This window comes from Neobacillus bataviensis (assembly GCF_019969725.1).
Window position 1 is genome coordinate 43,886 of record NZ_JAHXYW010000010.1, and the last position, 22,461, is coordinate 66,346.

Consider the following 22,461-nt stretch of genomic DNA (forward strand, 5'->3'; position numbering starts at 1 on the left):
TTTTATTTTATCATCAGTTTATCTAATTCCCGTACTTGATCATAGGCTTTCACGAGTTGTTCAGGCACCATGGTTCTACCATATTCCCAAGCATTCGTTTCTATTTTTGTTTTTAGCTGTTCGATTTCTTCATCTTCACCGTACTTTAGAATCCTCAAATCATGTTTGTTTTTCTTAAAATCTAAATAATATCCGATTTCATGATAAAGAATAATTTTAATTAAGTTTTCATCGGTTTCTTTTATTTTAAAATTAATTTTAGCCAAGTAGCCGTTTACTTGTATGTAGTTAAACTTTATCGTATTTGTCGATACATTGTAACTCATCGGAGCAGGAAGATTATTGTTAAATTCATAATTAATCTTTAAATTGTGCTCACTCAATGTGTTTTCAATGATCTTCTCGATATCCCATATGTACAGCATCTATTCTATCCCTGCCCTTTCAGCCCGGTATTATTATTTTTTCTCGACTTTCACTATTCCTTTACCTAAGTTATCTTTTTCAAAATAGCAAATGACCTCATCATCAACGTTTATCTTGTCACTGGAGACGATTTTATCTGCAGAAAATTGGATTCCTGTCCCGTCGTCACTTTTTCCGTAATATTGATTTCCTTTAATTTCGCTAATCTTGTATTCTAGCGTTGTGTACTCCGCGGAATTAGTACTTGTTTTGTCGACAGGCGCAACTGAATGAGATTTAACCAATACTAAAACAATTAATATGGATGATAGTATCGCAAGGATGACTACTCTTTTTAACATGTTCTTTTACCCCCTCTTATGTATTGTAAGAAATGATAGAGGAAAGTGAAATCCTTCTATTTTCCTTTTTTCGCTGCATAGTTTTCTGTTTCTTTAAGAATACTATTAAAGAAGTTTTCAATAAAGAAGGTTGATGAAACGGTGAAAGGTTAAAAATGAAACTTACCCTAATCATAGATGCTGCCATTATGCTGTTGGTTTCTTATTTTATCATGAAGAAGAGACTTTATTTATTTGAAAACATTTTTATTCTCATGATCTTGGAGTTCCTCGTTACCAGCTATTGCGCCATCTTATATATTAATTTAGATGTTTGGACTATTGCGAATGAAACGGAACCCTTTATTATTTTCCGGGTGTATGAAGCCATTATCTATCCGTTTATCTGGCTGAGTTATTTTAATTTACTGCCCATTTTTAAGTCTCGATTCTCTAAATGGATATGGACAGGTTTATTTGTAGGCATTCAATCTGGGGCTGAACGCTGGATGGTAGAATGGGATGTCATAACCTATAAGGGTTGGCCTTTCTGGCTATCTTTCATCCTCCAAATATTGATTGTGTTAATGGTCCACTTGGCATTAGCATGGTACAGAAATCTATTGAGAAAAGAAAGGATTCGCGAATAGATGCTTCCGTTGCCAGAGAAATTTGATGAAAACGAATGGTTTCTGCTTCTTTGTGTTGGTCTGTCCTATCTTGTTGTTTTCCTTTTGCCGAGAAGATTTCCTCGAAGTTTATCGGTCCTTTTTTTGTTAACCGGCACAACGATTGCGAGGCTTTCCGATCATTTACTCGCCTCGCCTAAGCTTGATTTATATAATATCATGGATACACCTAATTACGATTTATTTGATTTGATTACCTATTTTTTATATGCCCCTTTTTCTTATTTGTTTCTTTACTTTTATGACAAATGGAACATTAGAGGGTATTGGATCTTGCTTTATCTCGTTCTTAGCACGGCTGGAGGAACGTTGTTTGAATGGATTAATCAAGAGTTTGGTGTGTTTACTTATAAAGGATGGCAGCTCTCTTATTCTTTTAGTGTATATTTAGCGATTCAATGCTTGGTGTTGCTCTTTTTTCATTGGGTAATGAGAAGGCAGCCAATTGAGACAGCTGACTCCCATTAGTGTCGGTCAATCTCACATGCAAAAATCAATTCCCCTCAATTAAGGCTGTCACTAACCCAACGGTGCATATCGCCATACAGGAATAAAGGAAGTTGTCCACTTCGAGAACAGCAAACCCTGCCAAAATAATGAGTCCGTCCAGGATGATAATAGCGAGGGCCAAATTTATTGGGGTAACCCTCGAAATGATTTTGGCGAGCAGGTCGGTGCCTCCCGTGCTAGTGTTATAGCGCAGCATGAGACCCACGCCCGTTCCAATGATGGCTCCTCCGATTAATGCACTTGCGAACTGGGAGATGAGAAATTGATTTCTTAAGGGAGCGAGCAAATCAATGAAAAACGAAGAAGCAAGTAATCCTTGGATATTGGTGAAAAAATAACCTCTTTGGTGCATAGCCGAAAAAATACATATAGGGAGGCTTAATGCAACCATTGTAATTCCTGTTTGAAACTCGTAGAAATAGTGAAGGATTAAAGCAATTCCAAGGATTCCGCCGTCTATTAAATGATGGGGGACAAGAAACCCATTCACCCCAATTCCAACCAGCAGGCTGCCGATAATCGTCGCTAATAATGTCTGAATAATAACAATCACCTTGTCCAGTCTTTTTGATTAATCATATGACGGCTCTTTGGAAAAAAGAATGGAAATTCAGGTGATGGTCTAATCAAACATAACCCTCCTCAGGTGCCATTAAAATTTCAAAAAATTTAACAATTTGTTCATAAAGGAACCGTTCTTGCCTCCATATATTAGAGAAAAGGAGGTGTGGTAAAATGCCCAATGAACCACATGAAGAGCCTCAGGAACAGCCTCAAGTTGATATCCAAGCATTGAAGGATGAAATTAAAAGCGAATTAAAAGAAGAATTTAGCCATTTGCGTCATAAACGGAAACACCGAGTAATTTATTCTATATGTGTGTTCGCCGTTGGATTGGTGATTGGCTTTGGCGGTGGAGCCGTTTCCCATTCAGACCATCACCATAGCCACGGACCCGGTCATGAACAATTTCAAAAATGGCATCATATGCATAAATAAAAATGGCCTTATCCATGCCTGGTGAAACAATCTCTCACCAGGCCGTTTTTTTGTTTAAATTGGCATTTGGTTGAAAAATATGAAATTATTAGGATGGAGATAATGGGGAGGGATTTTGGATGGAACACGAGTTAAAAGAACTAATTAAGAAGTGTGATATGGCCATTAAGCAAGAGGACTTTGATACGCTGATGAATTACTATACGGATGATGCCATTTTGGTTGTAAAGCCTGGAAGGATTGCACGTGGTAAAGAGGAAATCAAAACGGCTTTTATTGCCATTGCCCAATATTTCAATAACAGTCTTGTGCCGACACAGGGGGAAATGATTATTTTAGAAGCCGGAGATACTGCGCTTGTTCTTTCGCAAACGCTCCTTGATGCTGATAAAACAGAATCGGATTTATCGATGGAGCGAAGAGCTACCTACGTATTTAAGAAAAATTCACAAGGTGAATGGCTTTGTGCAATCGATAACTCATATGGAACTGACTTAATCAAGGAATAAGGGATAGTTTTGTCCCATAGAAACGGTCTATGGGACATTTCGAGATGAGTTCAAAGAGGTTTTGTCTCATAGATGCAGTCTATGGGACATTTCTTGAAGTAATCATTGAAGTTTTGTCCCATAGAAGCAGTCTATGGGACAAATCGTGAAGAAATCAAAGAGGTTTTGTCTCATAGAACCAATCTATGGGACATTTCGAGAAGGAATCAAGGAGGTTTTGTCCCATAGAGTCAGTCTATGGGACATTTCGAGCTTACTTCAATGCGGCTTTGTCCCATAGACTCCCAGTCAAACGTGAACAGTACTTAACTGCCAAGTAGAATCCCAAAATGCCGAGCTTATGTAGTCAAATTATTTATTTTGTCGAAATCATAGTGATTTTGTCCAATCAATACTTGTCTTTCGCAATACATATAAAAATGAAAGAAAAATATTTTTCAATTAGGTGGTGAAAAGTATGGGTTGGTACGGATTCGGCGGTTATGGCTACGGTGGCTACGGCTATGGCGGCAGCAGCTTTGTGTTGATCGTAGTATTGTTCATTCTGTTAATCATCGTTGGTGCTTCATTCTTGTAATGGGCTAACCAGGGTGGGAAAAGGTCACGATTCAAATTAGAATCGTGGCCTTTTTAGTATTTGTTAACAATAATTTTTTATCATAAATAATAAGGTCTGTTCTCAATGTTAGGAAATTATTTTCAATCCTAAAAAGGTTTATACAGGGGAAATTAGTAATGCATCAAATCATAAGGAGGGTATCAATGGTCCATATAAAAGCAATGTTAATGTGCATGCTTACGATTCCATTCCTGTTTAATGCTCCTTCCGTACAGGCAGCTCCTCCAGAAAATGAGTTAAACCAATATTTAGCTGAGATTGGATGGTCTAAACAGGAATTACTGGATTATCTTGATTATTACGAAATTCCGTTAGATGATTTCAGTACAGTTGCGGACCTGAAAGATATCCTCGGTACCCCAATAAACTCAACAAATTTACAGAATTTATACACCAAATATGGTCTGTCCGAAAAAGAATTTAATGACCTAATGGATCATTTTGGTGATAATTTGAATGAATATAAATTTATTGAGGATTTGGATGCATCCCTTGAATTTTACGTAAACTATGATGAATATATGGCAGAAACCGAAAAAGCATTAGCGGAATTTGGCATAACAGAGGAAGAATCAGAGAGATTTTTCAACTATTTGAATGAAGTCGAAGAAAAAAATAAAGACCAGCTTGACCAAATCGCAACGAACGATACATTATGGGAAAAATTCGCGAATCTTGAGGATCCATCCCAATTAAGCGATGAAGACATGAATGATTTGGTTCAAATATTAGAGGAAACCATTGCACTGTATGAGGTTCAAGTGAAGATAAAAGTGAACGGACAAGCTGTAACGTTAAAGGATTTATTGAAAATGCAAGAGCCTCCAGGCAATTTATCTGTCAGTGTCTTTAAAACTTCAGGGGAACTTCTAATCGACTTTAACATCCCTAAAGAGTATTTTGAATCACTGACGGCCATTGATAATGGAGAAGACATGCTTCATCTAGGTGAGATTTCAGATGATTATGTGGATCATATGCATGAAGAGAAGTATGAAGATGCACAAAACGGCATGAAATAAAAAAACCGATCCATAAAAGCCCTTCTCATAAAAGAAGGGCTTTTCCTTGCCCAATTGAAAACAAGGCTTATCCATCTTGAAAAATAAGGAACAGGCTTCCCTGTTTGTCAATAAAATGAAACTAGCTAACTCGTACAAATATGGGAGTGGAATTATGGGTGCTATAAACGGAAAGGAATATATAGAGCGTATAAATCGGATGAAGCCGGAAATTTGGTATGACGGAAAAAGAATTGCCGGTAACATCTCGGAACATCCGGCTTTCAAAGGGATCCTACAAACAAAAGCATCCCTTTATGATTTGCAGCAAAACGCTGATCTAAAAAAGATCATGACCTATACATCACCAGAAACCAAGGAGTCAATTGGTCTTTCTTTTTTGCAGCCAAAAACGAAAGAGGATTTAAGGCGCAGGCGAAGGATGATGGAAATCTGGGCAAGGCACACGCATGGAATGATGGGGAGAAGCCCAGACTACATGAACTCGGTGGTCATGAGCTTTGCCTCCTCCGCGGATATTCTAAAAAATAGAGAGAATTGTTTTCCTGAAAATATCCAGGCGTTATATGAACGAGCCAGAGAGAACGACCTCTCGTTTACTCATACCTTTATTACCCCGCAGGTGAATCGTTCCCAGCTCTATTATGGGAGTTCAAAGGAACCGATTTCGGCTAAGATCATTGATAAAAATGAAAAGGGAATCGTGATTCATGGGGCCCGCCTCCTGGCAACTCAAGGAGGATTAACTGATGAAATCCTGGTATATAATGCACCAAAAATGTACTTTGATACAGATGAAGCATTTGCCTTTTCGATTCCCACAGATACAAAAGGATTAAAATTTATCTGCCGCGAAACGTTTGTCGGCGGGGAATCGATTTTTAATCATCCGCTTAGCTCAAGATACGAAGAGATGGATACAATCCTTGTTTTTGATCATGTCCTGGTGCCATGGGAGCGCGTCTTTTTTTACGATAATGTCGAAGCGGCGGCTGAATTTATGCTGAGATGCTCGTTTCAGCCATTTGCTACGCATCAAGCAGTGACAAGGCAGATTGCTAAAACAGAATTTATGCTCGGCGTCGCTGAACTGTTGGTCGAGACGATTAATGTCAGTGAGTATCAGCATATTCAGGAAAAGCTGTCTGAAATTATTACCGGTCTTGAAACGATGAAAGCACTTGTAGAGAAATCCGAAAATGATGCGGCTCTGGATGAATGGGGATTTATGAGACCGAGTATGATCCCTCTTCAAGTGGCCAATAGCGTCTTCCCGCGGATTTATCCCCGCTTCAGTGAAATCATTCAGTTAATCGGGGCAAGCGGAATGGTATCACTGCCAACCGAAAAAGACTTTCAATCTGAAATTCGGTCAGATCTTGATAAATATCTGCAAGGGGCAAGCAAGCCCGCGGACGACCGGGTGAAAATCTTCCGCTTAGCATGGGATTTGACGATGAGCTCGTTCGGCACTAGACAAACCCATTATGAACGGTATTTCTTTGGCGATCCGGTGCGGTTGGCGAGTCTACTGTATCTTAACTATCCTAAAGGGGAACATGTTAAGGGAATTAGTGACTTTTTGAATTTGGAAAATGAATGTTGAACAGGTTTTCCATATGGAAATTTCAGCCTTCTTTGGGTTATGATTTTATTTAGACAAAAAGAGGGGGCTAATTGATGGAACACCATAAACAGATTTCATCCAATGAAGGTTTAGCGGTACTGGATAAGATTAGGGGAATTTGTATGGAACTGCCTGAGGTCACAGAGGAAATCGATGGCTTTGGCCATACTTCATTCCGAGTGAAGGATAAACCATTTGTCATGATGGGGGAGAACAAGGATGGTGTTTCGGCAGCAATCAAGACTTTGCCTACAACGCAAGAGTTTCTGATTCAGCAGCCAGGGTATTTTAAGACACCTTATATCGGCCAGCATGGCTGGACCTCTTGTTACATCACTCAAAATCAAAACTGGGCAGAGCTTAAGGGATACATTTATGAAGGGTATTGCCGGGCAGCGCCGAAGCGTTTGGTCAAATTAATCCCCAATGCGGAGATCCATTGAATCCTATATGAAAAGCGTTCCTGCTATAAGAGGAACGCTTTTCATATGGGATTGCTATACCTCTCGATGATAAAATCGATAAAATACCTGCTGGCAATCGGCAAAACTCTCTTGTCCTTGTATGCTAGACTGATAGTCCGAACAACAGCTGGCGAGATGGGTTTTGTGACAATCTGATAGGGACATCTGCTTAAGACAAGCTTTGGCAAAATGGAAATGCCAAGCCCCTGTTCGATCATCGACATAATCGAATAATCATCATATACACGGTATTGAATATTGGGTTGAAAGTTATGTTGGTTAAAGATCGTTAATGGTTCACTAAATTCGCCCTCATCTAAAAGGATATAAGGGTCCTTGGTTAATTCCTTCAAGGAGACTTTGGGATGAGCGGCTAAAGGGTGTTGGGTTGGCAATACGGCGAGCATTTCATCTTCTTGCAAGGGAATGGTCGTCAGATTTGATACCGCTTTTGGATTCACAAAGCCAAAATCCACGCTCCCATCTTTAATCCAATGGAAGATATCCGTATAATCCCCTTGATGTAACTCGAACTGTACCGCCGGGTATTGTTTCTTAAAATCTTTCATCAAACCGGGCAGCCAATGACAGGAAACACTAGAAAAGGTGCCAATGCGAATAAGTCCGCTATGCAGCCCTTCCATCTCTTTAAGCTTTTCCTGCAGTTCCCTATGGGAATTACAAATATTTTTAATAAAAGGCAAAAATTCCTCGCCATCTGGTGTCAGGGTAATACCTGTCCGAGAGCGAAGAATAAGAGTAGTAGATAGTTCTTCCTCTAAGGAATGGACCATTTGGCTAATGGCGGATTGCGTGTAGCCCAGCTCTTCCGCTGCTTTGGTAAAACTGCCTGTTTCGATCGCTTTGATAAAAGCGTAATATGAATTCATCCCCGCAGGCCCCTTTGCATAAGGATTCGTAATAGTTCTATTATAAATATTCGTTTTACTAATGTAAATGCGGGTGATACGATAGAGCCAATCTTGAAAGTTTGGGGCGAAAATGATGACGCAAAAACAGGCAAACCTGATTTTAGCTACGGTTTCGATGGGGTGGGGAACCTCTTATATTTTTATGAAACTCTGTGTGGATACGGTATCTCCATTAACCATTATTGCCTTACGATTTGGAATTGCCTTTATCGTAATGATGGCGATCTTTTTCAAAAAAATGATTCGTATTGATGCTAAAACATTGAAATACAGTGCAATTGTCGGCGCTCTGCTATTCGGTATTTTCATGGCACTTTTGTATGGTATGAAAAATACAACCGCTTCATCTGCAGGTTTTTTGACGAGCACAACCGTGATCTTAGTGCCGATTTTACAAGCCTTTATTACCCGAAAGAGGCCAAGTAATAAAATTATATCGGGAGTTCTGGTTGTTTCAATTGGCTTAGCATTCCTTACTATTCGGGATGATTTTACTTTTGCTGATGGTTCGATATATTGCTTGGCTGCCGCCCTCCTTTATGCGGTGCACATCGTCGTCACAAACCTCTTTGCACGAGGGGTTGATGCATTAAAGCTGGGGATTTATCAGCTTGGATTTACTTGCCTTTATGCCACTATCGGGACTTTTATATTTGAAACACCTGTTTTACCGCATGAAGCGATTCATTGGTTTGCTCTGCTTGGCCTGGCGCTCATCTCCTCAGCCTATGGCTTTGTCATGCAGACCATTGCCCAGCAGTACACGACACCTGAAAGCACTGGTTTTCTCTTTTCCCTCGAACCCATTTTTTCAGCCGTATTTGCCTTCCTCTTCCTGCATGAAAATATGGGGATGAAAGGGTATGTTGGTGCGTTGCTCATTTTAGCTGGTGTTTTTATAGCAAACTCTACATCTAAAAAACAACTTTTACTTAAGGAAATAAAATTATAATTCCAAAGAAAAGATTGATAACTACGGTTCTCAATCTTTTTATTTACGATAACTTAACATTAAAGTGATTGAAAACAATTGAAAGTAGATTTATTATATAAGCATATAGTTATATAGTAATATACGACTAGAACTCCAGTGAATGGTCTCGGATAAAAAGAAAATAATAAAGGTATGTTTTATATAAGTAAATTATTATTTGCTTATATATTTGGAGGTGTTTAATATGTTGAAATCAAAAGTTGATGTGGATAAGGCTGCTAACGTTTTAAAACTATTAGGCGATAGAACTCGCCTAACCATGGTGGCTATATTAAAACAAAGGGAATGCTGTGTGTGTGAATTTCTTGAAGTGTTTGATATGAGTCAGCCGTCAATCAGTCAGCATCTTCGAAAACTGAAGGATTTAGGGTTGGTAAAAGAGGAGCGAAGAGGTCAGTGGATTTACTATTCCTTGAATTCACAAAGCGATTTATATGGACTTATTGAAAATATTTTAGAGCATGTACCAGTTCAGACAGAGAAAATCAAACAGATTGAGAAAAGCAATCCTACGTTTCGTTGTGGTTGTTAAATCAAGGGGATAAGACTTAAATGAGAAAAAAGCTAATCAGTGAATTTTTAGGAACCTATTTTCTTGTTTTTGCTGGAACGGGTGCAGTCGTAATCGATTCGGTTACTAAAAGTTTAACTCATGTAGGCGTAGCCCTTACATTTGGGTTGGTGGTAACGGCATTGATTTTCACTTTTGGCCACATCTCTGGCGCTCACTTTAATCCGGCGGTTACCATCAGTTTTTTAATACATGGGGATATAAATAAGAAGGAAGCACTTTATTATATTATTATTCAAATCATGGCAGGGATTGCAGCTAGTGCAACTTTGTTGTGCTTATTTGGGAATGTTGCAACACTCGGTGCCACCTTGCCAAGGGGTTCATGGTCACAATCTTTTGTGTTGGAATTTATCCTTACATTTTTCTTAATGATGGTTATTTTCGGTTCTGCTGTGCATGGGAAAGCTGTAAAATCCTTTGCCGCAATTGCTATAGGTGCAACTGTCGGCTTAGAAGCCATGTTCGCAGGTCCAATCTGCGGCGCCTCAATGAATCCGGCAAGATCCATTGGGCCAGCACTTGTATCAGGAACAACTCAGCATTTATGGGTGTATATTGTCGCAACTATTTTAGGAGCAGGCTGTGCGGCATTGATTTATAAAATACTTCACGAAAAATAAAGGAGATACATCATGACTAAAAAAACAATCTACTTCTTATGTACAGGAAATTCTTGTAGAAGCCAAATGGCAGAAGGTTGGGCTAAAAACTATTTAGGTGATGAGTGGGAAGTAAAAAGTGCTGGTCTTGAGGCACACGGTTTAAACCCCAATGCCGTAAAAGCAATGAAAGAAACTGGTATTGATATTTCAAATCAAACATCTGATGTTATCGATCCTGAAATTTTAAATAACGCAGATTTAGTGGTTACCTTATGCGGTCATGCAGCAGACCATTGCCCTGTCACACCTCCTCATGTTAAACGAGTTCACTGGGGATTTGACGATCCTGCAAAAGCAGAAGGAACAGAAGCAGAAAAATGGACATTCTTTCAGCGGGTCCGTGACGAAATCGGAGATCGCATTAAGCGTTTTGCTGTAACTGGAGAGTAAATAGAGTAAAATGAGAAGAAATTATAAAGACAGGAGGACTAGGACATGAAAATCACAGATGAAGCTCGTGATATGTTTGTACAAATGTTCAAAGAAGAAAATGTTAATAACATTCGTATCTTTTTTGATGGCTATGGCTGAGGACAGCCACGAATTGGACTGGCTCTGGATGAGCCAGAAGCAGATGATATCATTGTTACTATTAATGAGATAAAGGTTGCTATTGACCCCATCATTGAACCAAATGTGGAAGACCTTATTCTTGATCGCAGCGGGGATGGAAAAGGGATTTCTATGATTGGTGATACAGGGAGATGCTGTTAGCAAAAGCATACTAAAAAAACCATGGCCACAGAAGATTTCATTTTCTGTGGCCATGGTTTTTATACAAGGTAAAAAATAAATCCTGAAATAGTGGACATGACGAATACTGAAAGAACGAAAGTAACAACCAGCTGTTTTTTAAAGATGGATTTTAATAGTATTACTTCAGGTAAACTTGCTCCTGCGGAACTAATTATCAACGCCATAACAGGTCCTAAAGCCATTCCTTTAGCTATGAGAATTTGTGAAATCGGTATCATGCTGGAAAGGCGAATGTACAATGGGATTCCAATAATTGCGGCAATAGGAATCAACCACCAGTGATCACGGCCAAAGACGCTTGAAATCCATTCTGTTGGAACTAAACCGTGAATGACAGCCCCAATGGCAGCACCGATTATTAGATAAGGATAAACGCTTTTCATTAAAGCAAGTGTTTCCTTTAAGGCCAGCCTAACATTAAATTTTTGATGTTTTTCTTCATAACCAGTCATAACGACATTTTTTACTAACTTTTCGAAGCCTAATTTTTCAAGAATAAAGCCGATGACGATGGAAAAGACTGCAGTTAAAATGGTATAAATAGCTGTTACTTTCCATCCAAGGGCTACTCCCATAATGGTCAGAATCATAGGGTCAAGGACAGGGGAGGCAAAAAGAAAAATCATGACTATTCCAAATGGCATTTTTTTCTTAAGCATATTTACTACAACAGGTATGGTCGAACAGGAACAAAACGGTGTTATGAACGCAAACACAATCGCTGCAAATGCAGCAATCAGTTTATTTTTCCCTGCCAGCTTTTTTTCAATTTTCTCGTAAGGAATATATCCCTGCAATAAACTAATGAAAAAGGATATGACTATAAACAGGACCGTTAACTCAAGTGCAATCGATAAAAAACTTTTGAAAGTATCTAACCACATTTTTTAAGCCCTCCTAGCATTCACATGCGCAAACGCAGTTATTTTGCTTTGAATGTTTAAAGAAAGGCAGATGATTGGTGATTCTTTTCACGAAAGATTCGTGTTTAAAATCGGCAAATTTCCAAGCTTCATTTGATTGTTTCTCAATTTCTTTTATTTTTTCATTAACTAAATCGGAAATATTGAAGTTATACATTATAATTCCTCCCATTAATCAAATATTAATCAAAAAAAATTGATTTATAATTTAAAAATATATCCTAAGCTCATGAACACTGGCAGCATGGTTTTAAGGACGGAGTGGTCTGCTGACTTAATTCTTTAAGTTGGTTTTGCTCAGCCAGATCGTAAAACTTCCAAGCTTCTTTAGCATTCCTTTCTATTTCTTCCTGGCGAAATTTCATCATCTGAAATACTGAATACTCATTAAACATTATAATTTCCTCCTATTAATCAAATTATATTGATATATTAATCAAAAAAAATTGATAAATTTGTTAAAAAAATTAGCTTTAGGACGGTTTGAATAAACAACAAAGTTCATGGGATAACAAATGATTAAGCTCTTCTTGATTCAACTCGTAGTAACTCCAGGTTCCACGTGTTTCTTTTGTGATAATGTTGGCATCTAATAAAATCTTTAAATGATAAGATAGCTTGGATTGAGCCATATCCATCATCGGAGCTAGATCACAAACACACATTGAACCCTTTTGAGTTAAAATATTCATGATTTGCAGTCTCTTTTTATCAGCAATTGCTTTGAATTTTGACTCGTATTTTTCAAATACTTTTTCTAAGGAGATGTCTTGTAATTGGATTTCTTCGTTCACGTTTTTCACCTGCTTAATAAATCAAATAATCTTGATACATTTATATTATAACCAATATTTTCTTGTGTCAATTAATTTAATCAATTTTTTTTGATTTAGGAGTTGTAATTAGAAAAAATTGCTAATATACTTAAAGTATAAAATCAAAAAAAGTTGATTTATCTAATTTAAATCAAATTTATTTGATTTATGTAAACACTAACTATTAGGGGCTGGGAAAAATGAATTTTATTAAAAAGTTAATAGGTAAAGAAGCTTCAAAGTCTTCCGGATGCTGTGGTGTTGAAATTAAAGAGGTTGAAGATGCTCAAGAGGAATCTTGCTGTGGAACAACTAATGAAACGCAATCTTCTTGTTGCTAAAAAAATATTTTGGAGGGATTTACGATGAAAATGCATGTAGGGATTAATGTCACCAATTTAAATAAGTCGATTGAATTTTATTCTAGAGTATTTCATTCAGAGCCAGTAAAAGTAAGACCAGATTATGTGAAGTTTTTACTTGATGATCCAAGTCTCAATTTTACTTTAAATTTAAAGGATGAAGTTTCAGGTAACCAAGTCGGACATTTTGGCTTTCAAGTGGAAAATCATGAAGAAGTTCTACAGCATAAAGACCGTTTAGAGAAATTGGGGTTCTTTGCTCGTGAAGAGATGGATGTTAATTGCTGCTATGCGACTCAAGATAAATTTTGGGTAACAGATCCTGATGGGAATGAATGGGAGTTTTTTTATACAAAAGGTGATGTAGAGACCATGGTTTCTGAAAAGACATGCTGTGCAACAACACCATCATCAAATGTAGAAATTAAAAATTCCTCCTGTTGTTAAATAAGTTCTAATTACCACAATTTAGATGGGAGGGTTCATTTTAATTGATTTCAAAATAGAAATAATAATAATGGAGGTGATTATTATGGCTAAACAAAAAAATTCCCCTTCAGCAATGAAAGACATGGGTGTACCAACTGAAATGAGTCCAATTAATGATCTTTCGGGTAATGAATCAAATGAACCGATTATTGAAGTGAATCAACCTGTAAAATCACAAGACCCACTTGAGATAAGAACCCCTGGATCTGTAACTGTTATCTAATAATGAATAGGTAATAAATGTTTTTACCTGTTAAAAGTAACATTTATAAGGCTTTTAAAAAACATGAAGAAAGAATAAAGGTGATTTTTTTGAAAAATGACCCACAAGCAACTAATGATATTTCTACACAGAGTAACTCTAACGTTATTATTAATGATGAATACCCCCATGGTATGAGTGTTTTAAAAGAAAACGACACAAGCACTAGTTCTGGAAATTTGGTAAGTAAACTCGAAGAAGCTTAATTATATATAAAGGTGGTTCGCTGTGTACATCAACGAACCACCTCAAAAAATATTTATTTTTCTTTATCGTAATCTTCATCCATTATTCCTTTTGTTGACTTTTTAAATTCTTTAAGTGTAGATCCCACCGCACGACCGAGCTCTGGAAGTTTTTTCGGTCCAAAAACAATTAAGACAATCACAAAAATTAATATAGCACCACTGATTCCTATATTTCCCATATTAAATTCCCCCTGTTTATTTTACGAAAAAAGCCGTAAAATACATGATTAAGATTCCTACTGTAAATCCAGCTAAATTCATCCATGGCACGTAAGGTTCATTATTCTTTTTGTGATCGTCCATCAACATTTTGGAGATTACGAAAATAACCTGTAAAATGGCACCTGCACCGATTCCTAAAAATATTGCACCCCAAATTGGTGAAAAAATAAAACCTCCGAACCATGTTCCCGCTATTGCGGGAGCACCTGCGATAGTGCCTAAAAGAATAAATTGGCTAATCTTTGGCTTAATTTTCAATAGTGGGGCAGCAATCCCAATCCCCTCTGTAATATTATGGAGAGTAAAACCGATTACCAAAAAAGTTCCCAATGCAACTTCACCTAGTGCAAATGATGACCCAATGGCCAATCCTTCACCAAAATTATGGAGACCAATCCCTGTGGCCATCAATAAAGAGACTCCTAGTGGTGAATAACCAGTTCTTTTTTGCCTTTGGTGTTGGTATTGATTAAACCCAATCAGTACAAGGAAAGAAAGTACGGTACTAATGATAACTACCATGTTACCCTGAAAAACTGAAGGGGCTTCAGCTCCTATTTCAAAGCCATCAAATAGGGTGCCAAAAAATAAGAATAATAAGAGACCTACTGTGAGAGCAAGAATGGCACTTATCCAGCTTTTCTTCAATCGTTTCATAAACGGATACCAAAGTAACCCTAATGTAATGGGAACAATTCCTACATAGAAACCGATAAATCCGTAATTCAACACATTATCCCATGAGAATTCAGGTGTTAAGGTAGCAGCTTCGATACCCGCTTCTGTGATGATTCCATTTTCAGATATTAATAAAATTGTATGGGGGTCACCTTCAACCCATGGATAATTAATGGATACCTTACCATCTTGAAACCGTTTAAGTGTGGGACTTGGCGTCATCGAATAATTCCAAACCGAATCATCCACAATCACTTGGGAGATTGTCAATGATTCTGGTCCAGTATTGCTGACATCCAGCTCAAATCCTGATGGTACAATTTTAATTTGTTCAACATTAAGCACTTCAATAGGTGCAGCAGGATCACGTTCTACACCAGCCCCGTTTTTAAATACCCATCCCAAAACAAGCACTAAAAGAACCAGTGGTATGAGACCAGTAATCAACCATTTTGATTTCATGATTTACACTCCTTCCTATTCAACCTCGAAGAATCCCATCCAGCCAAGTTCGGCAAATTCACTAACATGAGCGTGAAACATATATTTTCCTGTGTATGGAAATCGCACTTCTATAATTCCACGTTCACCTTGGCATTGCATAATCGTATCAGTAAACTGTGAAGGGTTGTCATTTCTGCCAGTAGGAAGATAGGTAAAATAGTTTGCATGTAAATGGAAGGAGTTTAGTAAATCAAATTCGGTAAAATTACTTAAATAGATGCGGACAAGCTCGTTCTTTTTGATTTTTATTGGATGACTCATAAAGGCAAATGCATACCCATTCACCGTATAAAATTCATTTGCGCCATCTAAATCTAAATCAAATGCATTCATGACCATATTTAATTCCAAGGCTGGTTCTCGTGGCGTTTTTGGATCAATAATAAAATTACCGTATAACCCTTTATGAATATGTCTTCGTAAAGGGAGAACATGGCAATGATAAAGCTGCAATCCATATGGCTTTGCTTCAAATTCATACGTAAAGGATTGACCTGGAGCGATAGGATCTAATCCATCCATTTCTGGTGGGTGGATACCATGAAAATGTATAGAGTGTGGATGACTCCCGCTGTTTATAAAATGAAATCGTAAGAGGTCGCCTTCGGTACATCGAAAGGTTGGTCCTGGAATCGTCCCATTATAGGTCCAGCCTGGAAACTTAATTCCCTTAGCGATTTCTATTTCCTTATCAATCGCTACAATTTCATATTCACGCAAAGTTCGACCGTCTAATAGTTTAGTTACTTTTCCATAATCAAATTCAGTTAAGAGACGTTCAGCCATCTTATATCCTTCTGTTTTGGAAGAATCATACATGTTGGAATGATTTGTAGAATGATTATTATGACTAGATGAATGATTTTCAGCATGGGCGACTCCAGTAAATGGGGATACTTTATTTAAATAAATACTTCCTGCTATTCCTAATGCCCCAGTAGTACCGATTTTTAACATATCTCGTCGAGAAATTTTTTGGTCTGACATGCTTTTACCTCCCCCTAAAAAGTTTCCTTAGTGCAAAATTATTTGTATTTGCCAATACTTTAAGACAAAGACAATCTTTTTGTCAATACGGATTTTAAAAAACATTCAAATAATTATTTGACCATTTAAACGAAGATCCATATACTGATAATCAAATAGACATTTGAACGTTGGGTGGTGACTTTATGAAACATGAAGACGTATGTGAAGTAACCTGCGTGGATGGAGACAAAGTAAAAAGAGTAAGAGAATCAATTTCACAACAAGATACTTTGTCTGTGGCACAAATATTTAAAGCGTTGTCCGACGACACTAGGATTAAGATTGCTTATGCTTTAACGGAGGAAGATGAATTGTGTGTATGTGATGTGGCCAACATCGTAGGGAGTACAACGGCAACTGCCTCTCATCATTTACGACTTCTTCGAAATTTAGGATTAGCGAAATATCGAAAAGAAGGCAAATTGGTTTTCTATTCCTTAGATGATGACCATGTAAAACAATTGATCCAAATTGCTTTTGAGCATCAAAAGGAGGTGAAACCTCATGAGTGAAGCAAATGAAAAATCAATAGATAAAACTGTTTTCCGTGTACAGGGATTCACCTGAGCTGGCTGTGCGACAAAGTTCGAAAAGAACGTCCAACACCTGGATGGTGTTGTTAATGCAAGTGTTAACTTCGGAGCTGCTAAACTTACGGTTTATGGTGAAACAACAATAGAGGAATTAGAAAAAGCAGGCGCTTTTGAAAATATAAAAGTCATTCCTGAAAAGCAACGCTTTGAAGAGAAAAAAGAGCCTTTCTTGAAAAAACATTCAAATGTTATTGTCTCATTGGTTTTCTTGCTCATTGGCTGGTTTTCTGCACAAATGAATGGGGAAGAAAGTATATCCTCGATTTTAGCTTATGGTGCTGCTATTTTAATTGGTGGTTATCGCCTCTTTACCACGGGATTGAAAAACTTATTCCGTTTAGATTTTGATATGAGAACATTGATGACCATCGCTGTCATTGGAGCAGCTATTATCGGGGAGTGGGGAGAAGGCGCAACCGTTGTCATCTTGTTTGCCATCAGCGAGGTTCTAGAGTCTTACTCGATGGATAAAGCGAGACAATCCATTCGTTCCTTAATGGATATTGCTCCAAAGGAAGCTTTAATTCGTCGGGGGAATCAAGAGTTTAACGTTGAAGTGGTTGATATCCGAATCGGTGATATTTTAATCGTAAAACCTGGGCAGAAAATCGCCATGGATGGAACGGTTGTAAAAGGACTATCGTCTGTCAATCAAGCTACGATTACAGGGGAATCTGTCCCTGTTTCTAAAACAATTGATGATGAAGTATTCGCGGGGACTCTTAACGAGGAAGGGCTTCTTGAAGTTAAAGTTACCAAACATGTAGACGATACAACGATTGCGAAAATCATTCATCTTGTCGAGGAAGCTCAAGCAGAAAGAGCTCCATCTCAAGCATTTGTTGATCGCTTTGCTAAGTATTATACACCTGTCATCATGTTGGTTTCTTTATTAGTTGCCGTAATCCCAGCATTATTTGATGGGGATTGGAGTAAATGGATATATCAAGGTCTAGCAGCTTTAGTGGTAGGCTGTCCTTGTGCACTGGTCATTTCTACTCCTGTTTCGATTGTGACGGCAATAGGTAATGCAGCCCGAAATGGGGTATTGATTAAAGGTGGAATTCACTTAGAGGAAATGGGCGCCATAAAAGCAATTGCCTTTGATAAAACAGGGACTTTAACGGAAGGAATTCCAGTTGTCACTGATTACCTTCCTCAAAGTAATACAAATGCGAATGAACTTCTTGCCATTATTGCTGCTTTAGAAAATGGTTCGCAGCATCCATTGGCTTCAGCAATCATGAAAAAGGCCGAGCAGGAAAATTTACCTTATCAAGAACTTGCTATTGAAGACTTCTCTTCCATTACTGGTAAAGGGATCAAAGGTAGAGTCAACGATAAAGTGTATTATGTGGGCAGTCCTAATTTGTTCGATGAAATTTTATCTAACGGAATTCCATCAAATCTTAAAACGACCATTTCTGACCTGCAAAACAAAGGCAAAACGGTTATGGCTGCTGGTTCTGAATCAGAAATTTTAGCTCTGATTGCAGTTGCGGACGAAGTGAGAGGAAACAGCAAATGGGTTATCCAGAAACTTCACTCGTTAGGTATTAATAAAACAATCATGTTAACTGGCGATAATAAAGGGACTGGTAATGCAATTGGCCATCAGGTAGGGGTTTCTGATATTCAGGCAGACCTTTTACCTCAAGATAAACTTACCTTTATTAAAGAATTAAGAAATAAATACGAACGTGTGGCGATGGTGGGAGATGGTGTGAATGATGCTCCGGCTTTAGCAGCATCAACCGTCGGTATTGCTATGGGAGGAGCAGGGACGGATACGGCTCTCGAAACTGCCGATATTGCTTTGATGGCTGATGATTTAGGGAAACTGCCATTTACGGTTAAGTTAAGTAGAAAAGCCTTATTTATCATCAAACAAAATATCACTTTCTCACTTGGAATCAAACTGTTAGCCTTGTTATTAGTGATTCCAGGCTGGCTTACATTATGGATCGCGATTTTTGCAGACATGGGCGCAACTCTGATCGTTACACTTAATGGTTTACGGCTTCTTCGAGTTAAAGATAAATAACATGAGGCTTCCCATTATGGGAAGCCTTTTAATGGGATGTATAGAAAAATTGTTGTAAAAAGAAAGGATATTTGAATTGAAAAAACTACTAATTATTTTAATTGGAATGTTGGTAATGATTCCTACGATCGTCAGTGCACATACAGAAATAACTTCTTCAAATCCTGCTTCAGGTCAAGTTGTTAAAGAAGACCTTAATGAGATTGTCATTACATATGAAGGTAAGATTGAATCTTTAAGTACAATGAATTTAGTAAAAGATGGCCAGGAAATACCTCTAGTTAGTGTGACCCCAAAAGAAAATCAACTAATAGGTACCTTATCATCTCCCTTAGAAAATGGCGCCTATACGGTTCAATGGAGTATTGCTGGTGAAGACGGGCATCCCTTAAAAGGAGAAATTCCTTTTACTGTACAGAAGGAAGTAAAACAAGAACAAACGGAAACCAAAACTCCAGTAACGACAAAAAAAGAAGAAACTAAAAAAGATCATACACAACAGGAACAAACCAATAAGGAAACAACTGCTTCATCCATTAATTTTAAAACCATTATAACGGTGGGGATTGTCGCCATTTTAGTCATCGGGTTGTTCCTGTTATTTAGAAAGAAGCGTTAGTTATGAGTTATTTCATTCCTATTGCAGAATTCGGAAATTATTTATTGTATTCTATTCTTGTCGGACATGTTGCTTTACAATTTGTACCTGAAGCAAATAAACCTAAAGTAAATATTCCAATACCTGTTTTACTTCTCTCAACACTTGGAATTATTATTTTCTCTTTAGGACCGATTGTTCAGACGGTTGCTTATTTCCAAGGTGGAGTCGGCCTTGCATTAGCGATTAAATCCGTCTTATTTGACTTTCAAGTTGGCAGAGCTTGGATTTTTATAGGGTTTATGGCCACATTCTTATATTTAGCCATTTTTCTAAAAGGCTCAAAATACGTGCAATCCCTATTTCTATTATTGATGATAGCAGCTGTTGGATATTCCAGTCATGTAGCCTCTCTTTCGTTTTGGCCTGGCTTGCTATCACATAGCACACATTTTTTAATCATTACATTATGGACAGGCATATTGATTCATGCTGCTTGGTTCTCCAAAGAAGAACCAAATTGGTCTAAATTTTTACGGTGGTTTACTCCCTTTGCCGTTTTTTGTATTGTCATCATTATTTTTAGCGGAATTTACCTAATGTTATTTGTTGTTGAACCTAAAGACTATGTAAAGTCTTGGGTTTTACCATATGGACAAATGCTCCTTTTAAAGCATATTAGTATCATCCCTGTGTTGGTTTTTGCCTTTATAAATGGTGTTCTTTCAAGAAAAGCATTAAAACTTCCTTCTTTCAATCCTAAACCCTGGATAAAAGCAGAAAGCATTATATTATTCATTGTCTTCTATTTTACAGCAGTGATGGGAACGTTATCGCCACCGCATGAAGTGGAATTCACTGTGAAGTCGGAGGGTTCATCTAAATGGGTAGAATGGGTATTGGGGAAGAATGTCCTTTCAACATTACAGCTGCATTTAGTACCGTCATTCCAATCGGGATTGCTAATTATTATATCTATACTATTTTTGTTATTGATTATCATTAGTTTTAAAAGGTATAAGCCTATATTGGGAGTAGTGTTTGGTGTTGGTTTTATTGTGGCTTTGTATTTTGGTTTGATCATGTCCCTGTCCATTTGAACAGGTTATATTTACGTTGAAAACAACGAATAAAGGAAGTGTCAACATGAAACGATTCAAAATTGTAATACCTACTATGATACTTGTAGCGGTTTTGGCGATATGGATGCTGGGAAAGTATCATTCCGCCGTACCGCTTCAATTGCGTATACTTATAGCTGTCGGAGGGGCACTCCTGTCAGGCGTGTGTACATTTTTCATGTTAAAGCAGGATGTTGAACGTTTGGATGCAAAATCGAATAAATGAATGCTTAAAAATAGAAATTCAAGAGTTTTAAAAAAGCCAACTATAGCTGCTTTTAAAACGTTTATTATATTGTAAAACTCTGTTCATATGATATTCATAATTTATGTGTAATATAATTATTGCAAACTAGGACAATTTGCAAGCCCTTTAAACCAACCCCTTATGTTAAAGATTCGGCACCGAGCCGAATCTTTTTTATTTTTTGTCTGAACTCTTTATTAGGCCAGAAAACTTTAGAATCGTCTAAGCATTAAGTTATTCGAATATGATGGTTATAACAAAATATTGTATAAATTTGGTACTATTTTCATAAATTTATCTAAATGTAACTCTTTTTGCATGATCCGTTTGTAGAGGGGGAGTAAGCATGAAGTACACACGATACGTGGTTACTGGTATTATCGTGGTTGTTGTCTTGGGTCTTATTGCTGCTTCGATTACTACGGTTGCTGCTGGGAATAGAGGAGTTCTGTTGCAAATGGGTGAGGTTAAGCCAACAATTTTAACGGAAGGGCTTCACTTTAAGATTCCGTTTCTTCAATCTGTTCAGGAGGTCGAGGTCCGGGTTCAAAAGGAAGAAAGCTCGCAGTCGGCTGCTTCTAAGGATCTGCAAATGGTGACGACAAAGGTGGCTGTTAACTTTTCAGTGGATCCGGAGGCCGTGAATAAGCTGTATCAAGAAATTGGCTTAGATTATCGCTCCCGTATCGTTGACCCAGCCATAGCCGAATCCCTGAAGGCGATCACGGCACAGTACACTGCTGAAGAGCTGATTTCAAAACGGCCGGAAGTTTCGGCTCAGGTGAAGGATATGCTGGCGAAAAAATTAACCAAGTATTATATGAAACTAGAAGATATCAATATTAAGGAATTTGCGTTTAGCGAGGAATTCAATAAGGCGATTGAACAAAAACAAACCGCTGAACAAAATGCGTTAAAGGCCCAAAGAGATTTAGAAAGAATTAAAATCGAAGCCCAGCAGCAAATCACGCAGGCAGGTGCTGAGGCGGAAGCATTAAAACTGAAAAAGCAGGAAGTTACTCCTGAGTTAATTGAATTGAAGCAAATCGAGGTCCAGGAGAAAGCTTTGGAAAAATGGGATGGACATTTGCCAAGCGTAACGGGAGGGGCTACACCGTTTATTGATTTGAGCGGGGCTGGTGCGAAAAAGTAGGTTGATGGAGAAGTGTTATGCGCACTTCTCTTTTTAGTTTTTGGGATTGACTGGGAATTGTGCGCTGTTA

Annotated in this window: 32 protein-coding genes and 1 pseudogene; 22 read left to right on the forward strand and 11 right to left on the reverse strand. The window is 37.8% G+C overall.

Annotation, left to right across the window (positions count from 1 at the left end; translation table 11 throughout):
* Nucleotides 1-2 precede the first annotated feature (2 nt).
* Both LC455_RS21810 and LC455_RS21815 read right to left on the reverse strand, forming a co-directional pair.
* Nucleotides 3-425 carry a hypothetical protein gene (locus LC455_RS21810; protein WP_223593919.1) on the reverse strand — a complete coding sequence of 141 codons (423 nt, stop codon included), beginning with the start codon at nt 423-425 and terminating at the stop codon, nt 3-5.
* Between the two features lie 33 nt (nt 426-458).
* Entirely contained in the window at nt 459-767 is a 309-nt protein-coding gene (locus LC455_RS21815; RefSeq protein WP_223593920.1) for a hypothetical protein, read from the reverse strand.
* A gap of 155 nt (nt 768-922) precedes the next feature.
* Here LC455_RS21815 and LC455_RS21820 point away from each other — a divergent pair, with 155 nt between their 5' ends.
* Together LC455_RS21820 and LC455_RS21825 are read left to right on the forward strand one after the other, a co-directional pair.
* Nucleotides 923-1,396: a hypothetical protein gene (locus LC455_RS21820; RefSeq protein WP_223593922.1), complete on the forward strand. Its 474-nt coding sequence runs from the start codon at nt 923-925 to the stop codon at nt 1,394-1,396.
* Nucleotides 1,397-1,903: a hypothetical protein gene (locus LC455_RS21825; protein WP_223593924.1), complete on the forward strand. Its 507-nt coding sequence runs from the start codon at nt 1,397-1,399 to the stop codon at nt 1,901-1,903. It abuts the gene before it with no gap.
* Between the two features lie 25 nt (nt 1,904-1,928).
* Here LC455_RS21825 and LC455_RS21830 read toward each other — a convergent pair whose 3' ends face one another.
* Complete coding sequence (locus LC455_RS21830) at nt 1,929-2,498, reverse strand: YitT family protein (RefSeq protein WP_223593925.1); 570 nt, start codon at nt 2,496-2,498, stop codon at nt 1,929-1,931.
* Nucleotides 2,499-2,680: 182 nt separating this feature from the next.
* On the opposite strand from LC455_RS21830, the gene LC455_RS21835 reads away from it, so the two are divergent.
* From LC455_RS21835 to LC455_RS21860, 6 genes and pseudogenes are all read left to right on the forward strand, one after another.
* Nucleotides 2,681-2,944 (forward strand): hypothetical protein, encoded by a 264-nt coding sequence (locus tag LC455_RS21835; RefSeq protein WP_223593927.1) that lies wholly within the window; start codon nt 2,681-2,683, stop codon nt 2,942-2,944.
* Nucleotides 2,945-3,063: 119 nt separating this feature from the next.
* Nucleotides 3,064-3,453 carry a YybH family protein gene (locus LC455_RS21840; RefSeq protein ID WP_223593930.1) on the forward strand — a complete coding sequence of 130 codons (390 nt, stop codon included), beginning with the start codon at nt 3,064-3,066 and terminating at the stop codon, nt 3,451-3,453.
* A gap of 499 nt (nt 3,454-3,952) precedes the next feature.
* Nucleotides 3,953-4,030 (forward strand): annotated as a pseudogene (locus tag LC455_RS21845) (YjcZ family sporulation protein); the annotation flags it as partial.
* Between the two features lie 185 nt (nt 4,031-4,215).
* A complete protein-coding gene (locus tag LC455_RS21850; RefSeq protein WP_223593934.1) occupies nt 4,216-5,094 on the forward strand; it encodes a processed acidic surface protein in 879 nt (292 codons plus the stop codon).
* A gap of 154 nt (nt 5,095-5,248) precedes the next feature.
* Nucleotides 5,249-6,700, forward strand: a complete 1,452-nt coding sequence (hpaB, locus tag LC455_RS21855) for a 4-hydroxyphenylacetate 3-monooxygenase, oxygenase component (RefSeq protein ID WP_223593936.1) — start codon at nt 5,249-5,251, stop codon at nt 6,698-6,700.
* Between the two features lie 74 nt (nt 6,701-6,774).
* A complete protein-coding gene (locus LC455_RS21860) occupies nt 6,775-7,164 on the forward strand; it encodes an MmcQ/YjbR family DNA-binding protein (protein ID WP_223593938.1) in 390 nt (129 codons plus the stop codon).
* Nucleotides 7,165-7,205: 41 nt separating this feature from the next.
* Here LC455_RS21860 and LC455_RS21865 read toward each other — a convergent pair whose 3' ends face one another.
* The gene (locus LC455_RS21865) at nt 7,206-8,075 is read right to left on the reverse strand and encodes a LysR family transcriptional regulator (protein ID WP_223593940.1); all 870 of its coding nucleotides are present in this window, start codon (nt 8,073-8,075) and stop codon (nt 7,206-7,208) included.
* Between the two features lie 115 nt (nt 8,076-8,190).
* Here LC455_RS21865 and LC455_RS21870 point away from each other — a divergent pair, with 115 nt between their 5' ends.
* From LC455_RS21870 to arsC, 4 genes are all read left to right on the forward strand, one after another.
* The gene (locus LC455_RS21870) at nt 8,191-9,069 is read left to right on the forward strand and encodes a DMT family transporter (RefSeq protein ID WP_223593942.1); all 879 of its coding nucleotides are present in this window, start codon (nt 8,191-8,193) and stop codon (nt 9,067-9,069) included.
* Between the two features lie 226 nt (nt 9,070-9,295).
* Nucleotides 9,296-9,643: an ArsR/SmtB family transcription factor gene (locus LC455_RS21875; RefSeq protein ID WP_223593944.1), complete on the forward strand. Its 348-nt coding sequence runs from the start codon at nt 9,296-9,298 to the stop codon at nt 9,641-9,643.
* A 20-nt stretch (nt 9,644-9,663) separates the two neighbouring features.
* Complete coding sequence (locus LC455_RS21880; RefSeq protein ID WP_223593946.1) at nt 9,664-10,305, forward strand: MIP/aquaporin family protein; 642 nt, start codon at nt 9,664-9,666, stop codon at nt 10,303-10,305.
* 12 nt (nt 10,306-10,317) lie between these two features.
* Nucleotides 10,318-10,737: an arsenate reductase (thioredoxin) gene (gene arsC, locus LC455_RS21885; RefSeq protein ID WP_223593951.1), complete on the forward strand. Its 420-nt coding sequence runs from the start codon at nt 10,318-10,320 to the stop codon at nt 10,735-10,737.
* A 383-nt stretch (nt 10,738-11,120) separates the two neighbouring features.
* Here the strand turns inward: arsC and LC455_RS21890 are convergent, their stop codons facing one another.
* The 4 genes from LC455_RS21890 to LC455_RS21905 form a co-directional block, all read right to left on the reverse strand.
* Complete coding sequence (locus LC455_RS21890) at nt 11,121-11,987, reverse strand: permease (protein ID WP_223593952.1); 867 nt, start codon at nt 11,985-11,987, stop codon at nt 11,121-11,123.
* A 13-nt stretch (nt 11,988-12,000) separates the two neighbouring features.
* Complete coding sequence (locus LC455_RS21895) at nt 12,001-12,183, reverse strand: hypothetical protein (RefSeq protein WP_223593953.1); 183 nt, start codon at nt 12,181-12,183, stop codon at nt 12,001-12,003.
* 70 nt (nt 12,184-12,253) lie between these two features.
* A complete protein-coding gene (locus LC455_RS21900) occupies nt 12,254-12,421 on the reverse strand; it encodes a hypothetical protein (RefSeq protein ID WP_223593954.1) in 168 nt (55 codons plus the stop codon).
* A 78-nt stretch (nt 12,422-12,499) separates the two neighbouring features.
* The gene (locus LC455_RS21905) at nt 12,500-12,820 is read right to left on the reverse strand and encodes an ArsR/SmtB family transcription factor (protein WP_223593955.1); all 321 of its coding nucleotides are present in this window, start codon (nt 12,818-12,820) and stop codon (nt 12,500-12,502) included.
* A 221-nt stretch (nt 12,821-13,041) separates the two neighbouring features.
* On the opposite strand from LC455_RS21905, the gene LC455_RS21910 reads away from it, so the two are divergent.
* From LC455_RS21910 to LC455_RS21925, 4 genes are all read left to right on the forward strand, one after another.
* Nucleotides 13,042-13,182, forward strand: a complete 141-nt coding sequence (locus tag LC455_RS21910) for a hypothetical protein (protein ID WP_223593957.1) — start codon at nt 13,042-13,044, stop codon at nt 13,180-13,182.
* A 24-nt stretch (nt 13,183-13,206) separates the two neighbouring features.
* Complete coding sequence (locus LC455_RS21915) at nt 13,207-13,650, forward strand: ArsI/CadI family heavy metal resistance metalloenzyme (RefSeq protein WP_223593959.1); 444 nt, start codon at nt 13,207-13,209, stop codon at nt 13,648-13,650.
* Between the two features lie 85 nt (nt 13,651-13,735).
* Complete coding sequence (locus tag LC455_RS21920) at nt 13,736-13,915, forward strand: hypothetical protein (RefSeq protein WP_223593961.1); 180 nt, start codon at nt 13,736-13,738, stop codon at nt 13,913-13,915.
* A gap of 17 nt (nt 13,916-13,932) precedes the next feature.
* A complete protein-coding gene (locus LC455_RS21925; protein ID WP_223593963.1) occupies nt 13,933-14,160 on the forward strand; it encodes a hypothetical protein in 228 nt (75 codons plus the stop codon).
* A 53-nt stretch (nt 14,161-14,213) separates the two neighbouring features.
* Here LC455_RS21925 and LC455_RS21930 read toward each other — a convergent pair whose 3' ends face one another.
* From LC455_RS21930 to LC455_RS21940, 3 genes are read right to left on the reverse strand one after another with little or no spacing between them, the layout of a single operon-like run.
* Entirely contained in the window at nt 14,214-14,381 is a 168-nt protein-coding gene (locus LC455_RS21930) for a twin-arginine translocase TatA/TatE family subunit (RefSeq protein WP_223593965.1), read from the reverse strand.
* 16 nt (nt 14,382-14,397) lie between these two features.
* Complete coding sequence (locus LC455_RS21935; protein WP_223593966.1) at nt 14,398-15,564, reverse strand: ZIP family metal transporter; 1,167 nt, start codon at nt 15,562-15,564, stop codon at nt 14,398-14,400.
* A gap of 15 nt (nt 15,565-15,579) precedes the next feature.
* Nucleotides 15,580-16,593 carry a multicopper oxidase domain-containing protein gene (locus LC455_RS21940; RefSeq protein WP_223593968.1) on the reverse strand — a complete coding sequence of 338 codons (1,014 nt, stop codon included), beginning with the start codon at nt 16,591-16,593 and terminating at the stop codon, nt 15,580-15,582.
* A gap of 185 nt (nt 16,594-16,778) precedes the next feature.
* On the opposite strand from LC455_RS21940, the gene LC455_RS21945 reads away from it, so the two are divergent.
* The 6 genes from LC455_RS21945 to LC455_RS21970 all read left to right on the forward strand — a co-directional run bounded on the left by LC455_RS21945 (nt 16,779) and on the right by LC455_RS21970 (nt 22,391).
* Nucleotides 16,779-17,147, forward strand: coding sequence for an ArsR/SmtB family transcription factor (locus tag LC455_RS21945; protein ID WP_223593970.1), 369 nt, complete (start codon nt 16,779-16,781; stop codon nt 17,145-17,147).
* Nucleotides 17,140-19,272 carry a heavy metal translocating P-type ATPase gene (locus LC455_RS21950; RefSeq protein WP_223593972.1) on the forward strand — a complete coding sequence of 711 codons (2,133 nt, stop codon included), beginning with the start codon at nt 17,140-17,142 and terminating at the stop codon, nt 19,270-19,272. Before LC455_RS21945 ends, LC455_RS21950 begins: the two co-directional genes overlap by 8 nt.
* A 76-nt stretch (nt 19,273-19,348) precedes the next feature.
* Nucleotides 19,349-19,891, forward strand: coding sequence for a copper resistance CopC family protein (locus LC455_RS21955; protein WP_223593973.1), 543 nt, complete (start codon nt 19,349-19,351; stop codon nt 19,889-19,891).
* Between the two features lie 2 nt (nt 19,892-19,893).
* Nucleotides 19,894-20,970 carry a copper resistance D family protein gene (locus LC455_RS21960; RefSeq protein ID WP_223593975.1) on the forward strand — a complete coding sequence of 359 codons (1,077 nt, stop codon included), beginning with the start codon at nt 19,894-19,896 and terminating at the stop codon, nt 20,968-20,970.
* Nucleotides 20,971-21,016: 46 nt separating this feature from the next.
* Entirely contained in the window at nt 21,017-21,217 is a 201-nt protein-coding gene (locus LC455_RS21965) for a hypothetical protein (protein WP_223593977.1), read from the forward strand.
* Nucleotides 21,218-21,584: 367 nt separating this feature from the next.
* A complete protein-coding gene (locus tag LC455_RS21970; protein ID WP_223593978.1) occupies nt 21,585-22,391 on the forward strand; it encodes a prohibitin family protein in 807 nt (268 codons plus the stop codon).
* The last annotated feature ends 70 nt before the right edge of the window (nt 22,392-22,461 follow it).

Excerpts from the sequence above, each read along its gene's own strand:
- LC455_RS21810 (WP_223593919.1), bottom strand. The coding sequence starts at position 425 with ATGCTGTACATATGGGATATCGAGAAGATCATTGAAAACACATTGAGT.
- LC455_RS21815 (WP_223593920.1), bottom strand. The coding sequence starts at position 767 with ATGTTAAAAAGAGTAGTCATCCTTGCGATACTATCATCCATATTAATT.
- LC455_RS21820 (WP_223593922.1), top strand. The coding sequence starts at position 923 with ATGAAACTTACCCTAATCATAGATGCTGCCATTATGCTGTTGGTTTCT.
- LC455_RS21825 (WP_223593924.1), top strand. The coding sequence starts at position 1,397 with ATGCTTCCGTTGCCAGAGAAATTTGATGAAAACGAATGGTTTCTGCTT.
- LC455_RS21835 (WP_223593927.1), top strand. The coding sequence starts at position 2,681 with ATGCCCAATGAACCACATGAAGAGCCTCAGGAACAGCCTCAAGTTGAT.
- LC455_RS21840 (WP_223593930.1), top strand. The coding sequence starts at position 3,064 with ATGGAACACGAGTTAAAAGAACTAATTAAGAAGTGTGATATGGCCATT.
- LC455_RS21850 (WP_223593934.1), top strand. The coding sequence starts at position 4,216 with ATGGTCCATATAAAAGCAATGTTAATGTGCATGCTTACGATTCCATTC.
- hpaB (WP_223593936.1), top strand. The coding sequence starts at position 5,249 with ATGGGTGCTATAAACGGAAAGGAATATATAGAGCGTATAAATCGGATG.
- LC455_RS21860 (WP_223593938.1), top strand. The coding sequence starts at position 6,775 with ATGGAACACCATAAACAGATTTCATCCAATGAAGGTTTAGCGGTACTG.
- LC455_RS21865 (WP_223593940.1), bottom strand. The coding sequence starts at position 8,075 with ATGAATTCATATTACGCTTTTATCAAAGCGATCGAAACAGGCAGTTTT.
- LC455_RS21870 (WP_223593942.1), top strand. The coding sequence starts at position 8,191 with ATGACGCAAAAACAGGCAAACCTGATTTTAGCTACGGTTTCGATGGGG.
- LC455_RS21875 (WP_223593944.1), top strand. The coding sequence starts at position 9,296 with ATGTTGAAATCAAAAGTTGATGTGGATAAGGCTGCTAACGTTTTAAAA.
- LC455_RS21880 (WP_223593946.1), top strand. The coding sequence starts at position 9,664 with ATGAGAAAAAAGCTAATCAGTGAATTTTTAGGAACCTATTTTCTTGTT.
- arsC (WP_223593951.1), top strand. The coding sequence starts at position 10,318 with ATGACTAAAAAAACAATCTACTTCTTATGTACAGGAAATTCTTGTAGA.
- LC455_RS21890 (WP_223593952.1), bottom strand. The coding sequence starts at position 11,987 with ATGTGGTTAGATACTTTCAAAAGTTTTTTATCGATTGCACTTGAGTTA.
- LC455_RS21895 (WP_223593953.1), bottom strand. The coding sequence starts at position 12,183 with ATGTATAACTTCAATATTTCCGATTTAGTTAATGAAAAAATAAAAGAA.
- LC455_RS21900 (WP_223593954.1), bottom strand. The coding sequence starts at position 12,421 with ATGTTTAATGAGTATTCAGTATTTCAGATGATGAAATTTCGCCAGGAA.
- LC455_RS21910 (WP_223593957.1), top strand. The coding sequence starts at position 13,042 with ATGAATTTTATTAAAAAGTTAATAGGTAAAGAAGCTTCAAAGTCTTCC.
- LC455_RS21915 (WP_223593959.1), top strand. The coding sequence starts at position 13,207 with ATGAAAATGCATGTAGGGATTAATGTCACCAATTTAAATAAGTCGATT.
- LC455_RS21920 (WP_223593961.1), top strand. The coding sequence starts at position 13,736 with ATGGCTAAACAAAAAAATTCCCCTTCAGCAATGAAAGACATGGGTGTA.
- LC455_RS21925 (WP_223593963.1), top strand. The coding sequence starts at position 13,933 with ATGTTTTTACCTGTTAAAAGTAACATTTATAAGGCTTTTAAAAAACAT.
- LC455_RS21930 (WP_223593965.1), bottom strand. The coding sequence starts at position 14,381 with ATGGGAAATATAGGAATCAGTGGTGCTATATTAATTTTTGTGATTGTC.
- LC455_RS21935 (WP_223593966.1), bottom strand. The coding sequence starts at position 15,564 with ATGAAATCAAAATGGTTGATTACTGGTCTCATACCACTGGTTCTTTTA.
- LC455_RS21940 (WP_223593968.1), bottom strand. The coding sequence starts at position 16,593 with ATGTCAGACCAAAAAATTTCTCGACGAGATATGTTAAAAATCGGTACT.
- LC455_RS21945 (WP_223593970.1), top strand. The coding sequence starts at position 16,779 with ATGAAACATGAAGACGTATGTGAAGTAACCTGCGTGGATGGAGACAAA.
- LC455_RS21960 (WP_223593975.1), top strand. The coding sequence starts at position 19,894 with ATGAGTTATTTCATTCCTATTGCAGAATTCGGAAATTATTTATTGTAT.
- LC455_RS21965 (WP_223593977.1), top strand. The coding sequence starts at position 21,017 with ATGAAACGATTCAAAATTGTAATACCTACTATGATACTTGTAGCGGTT.
- LC455_RS21970 (WP_223593978.1), top strand. The coding sequence starts at position 21,585 with ATGAAGTACACACGATACGTGGTTACTGGTATTATCGTGGTTGTTGTC.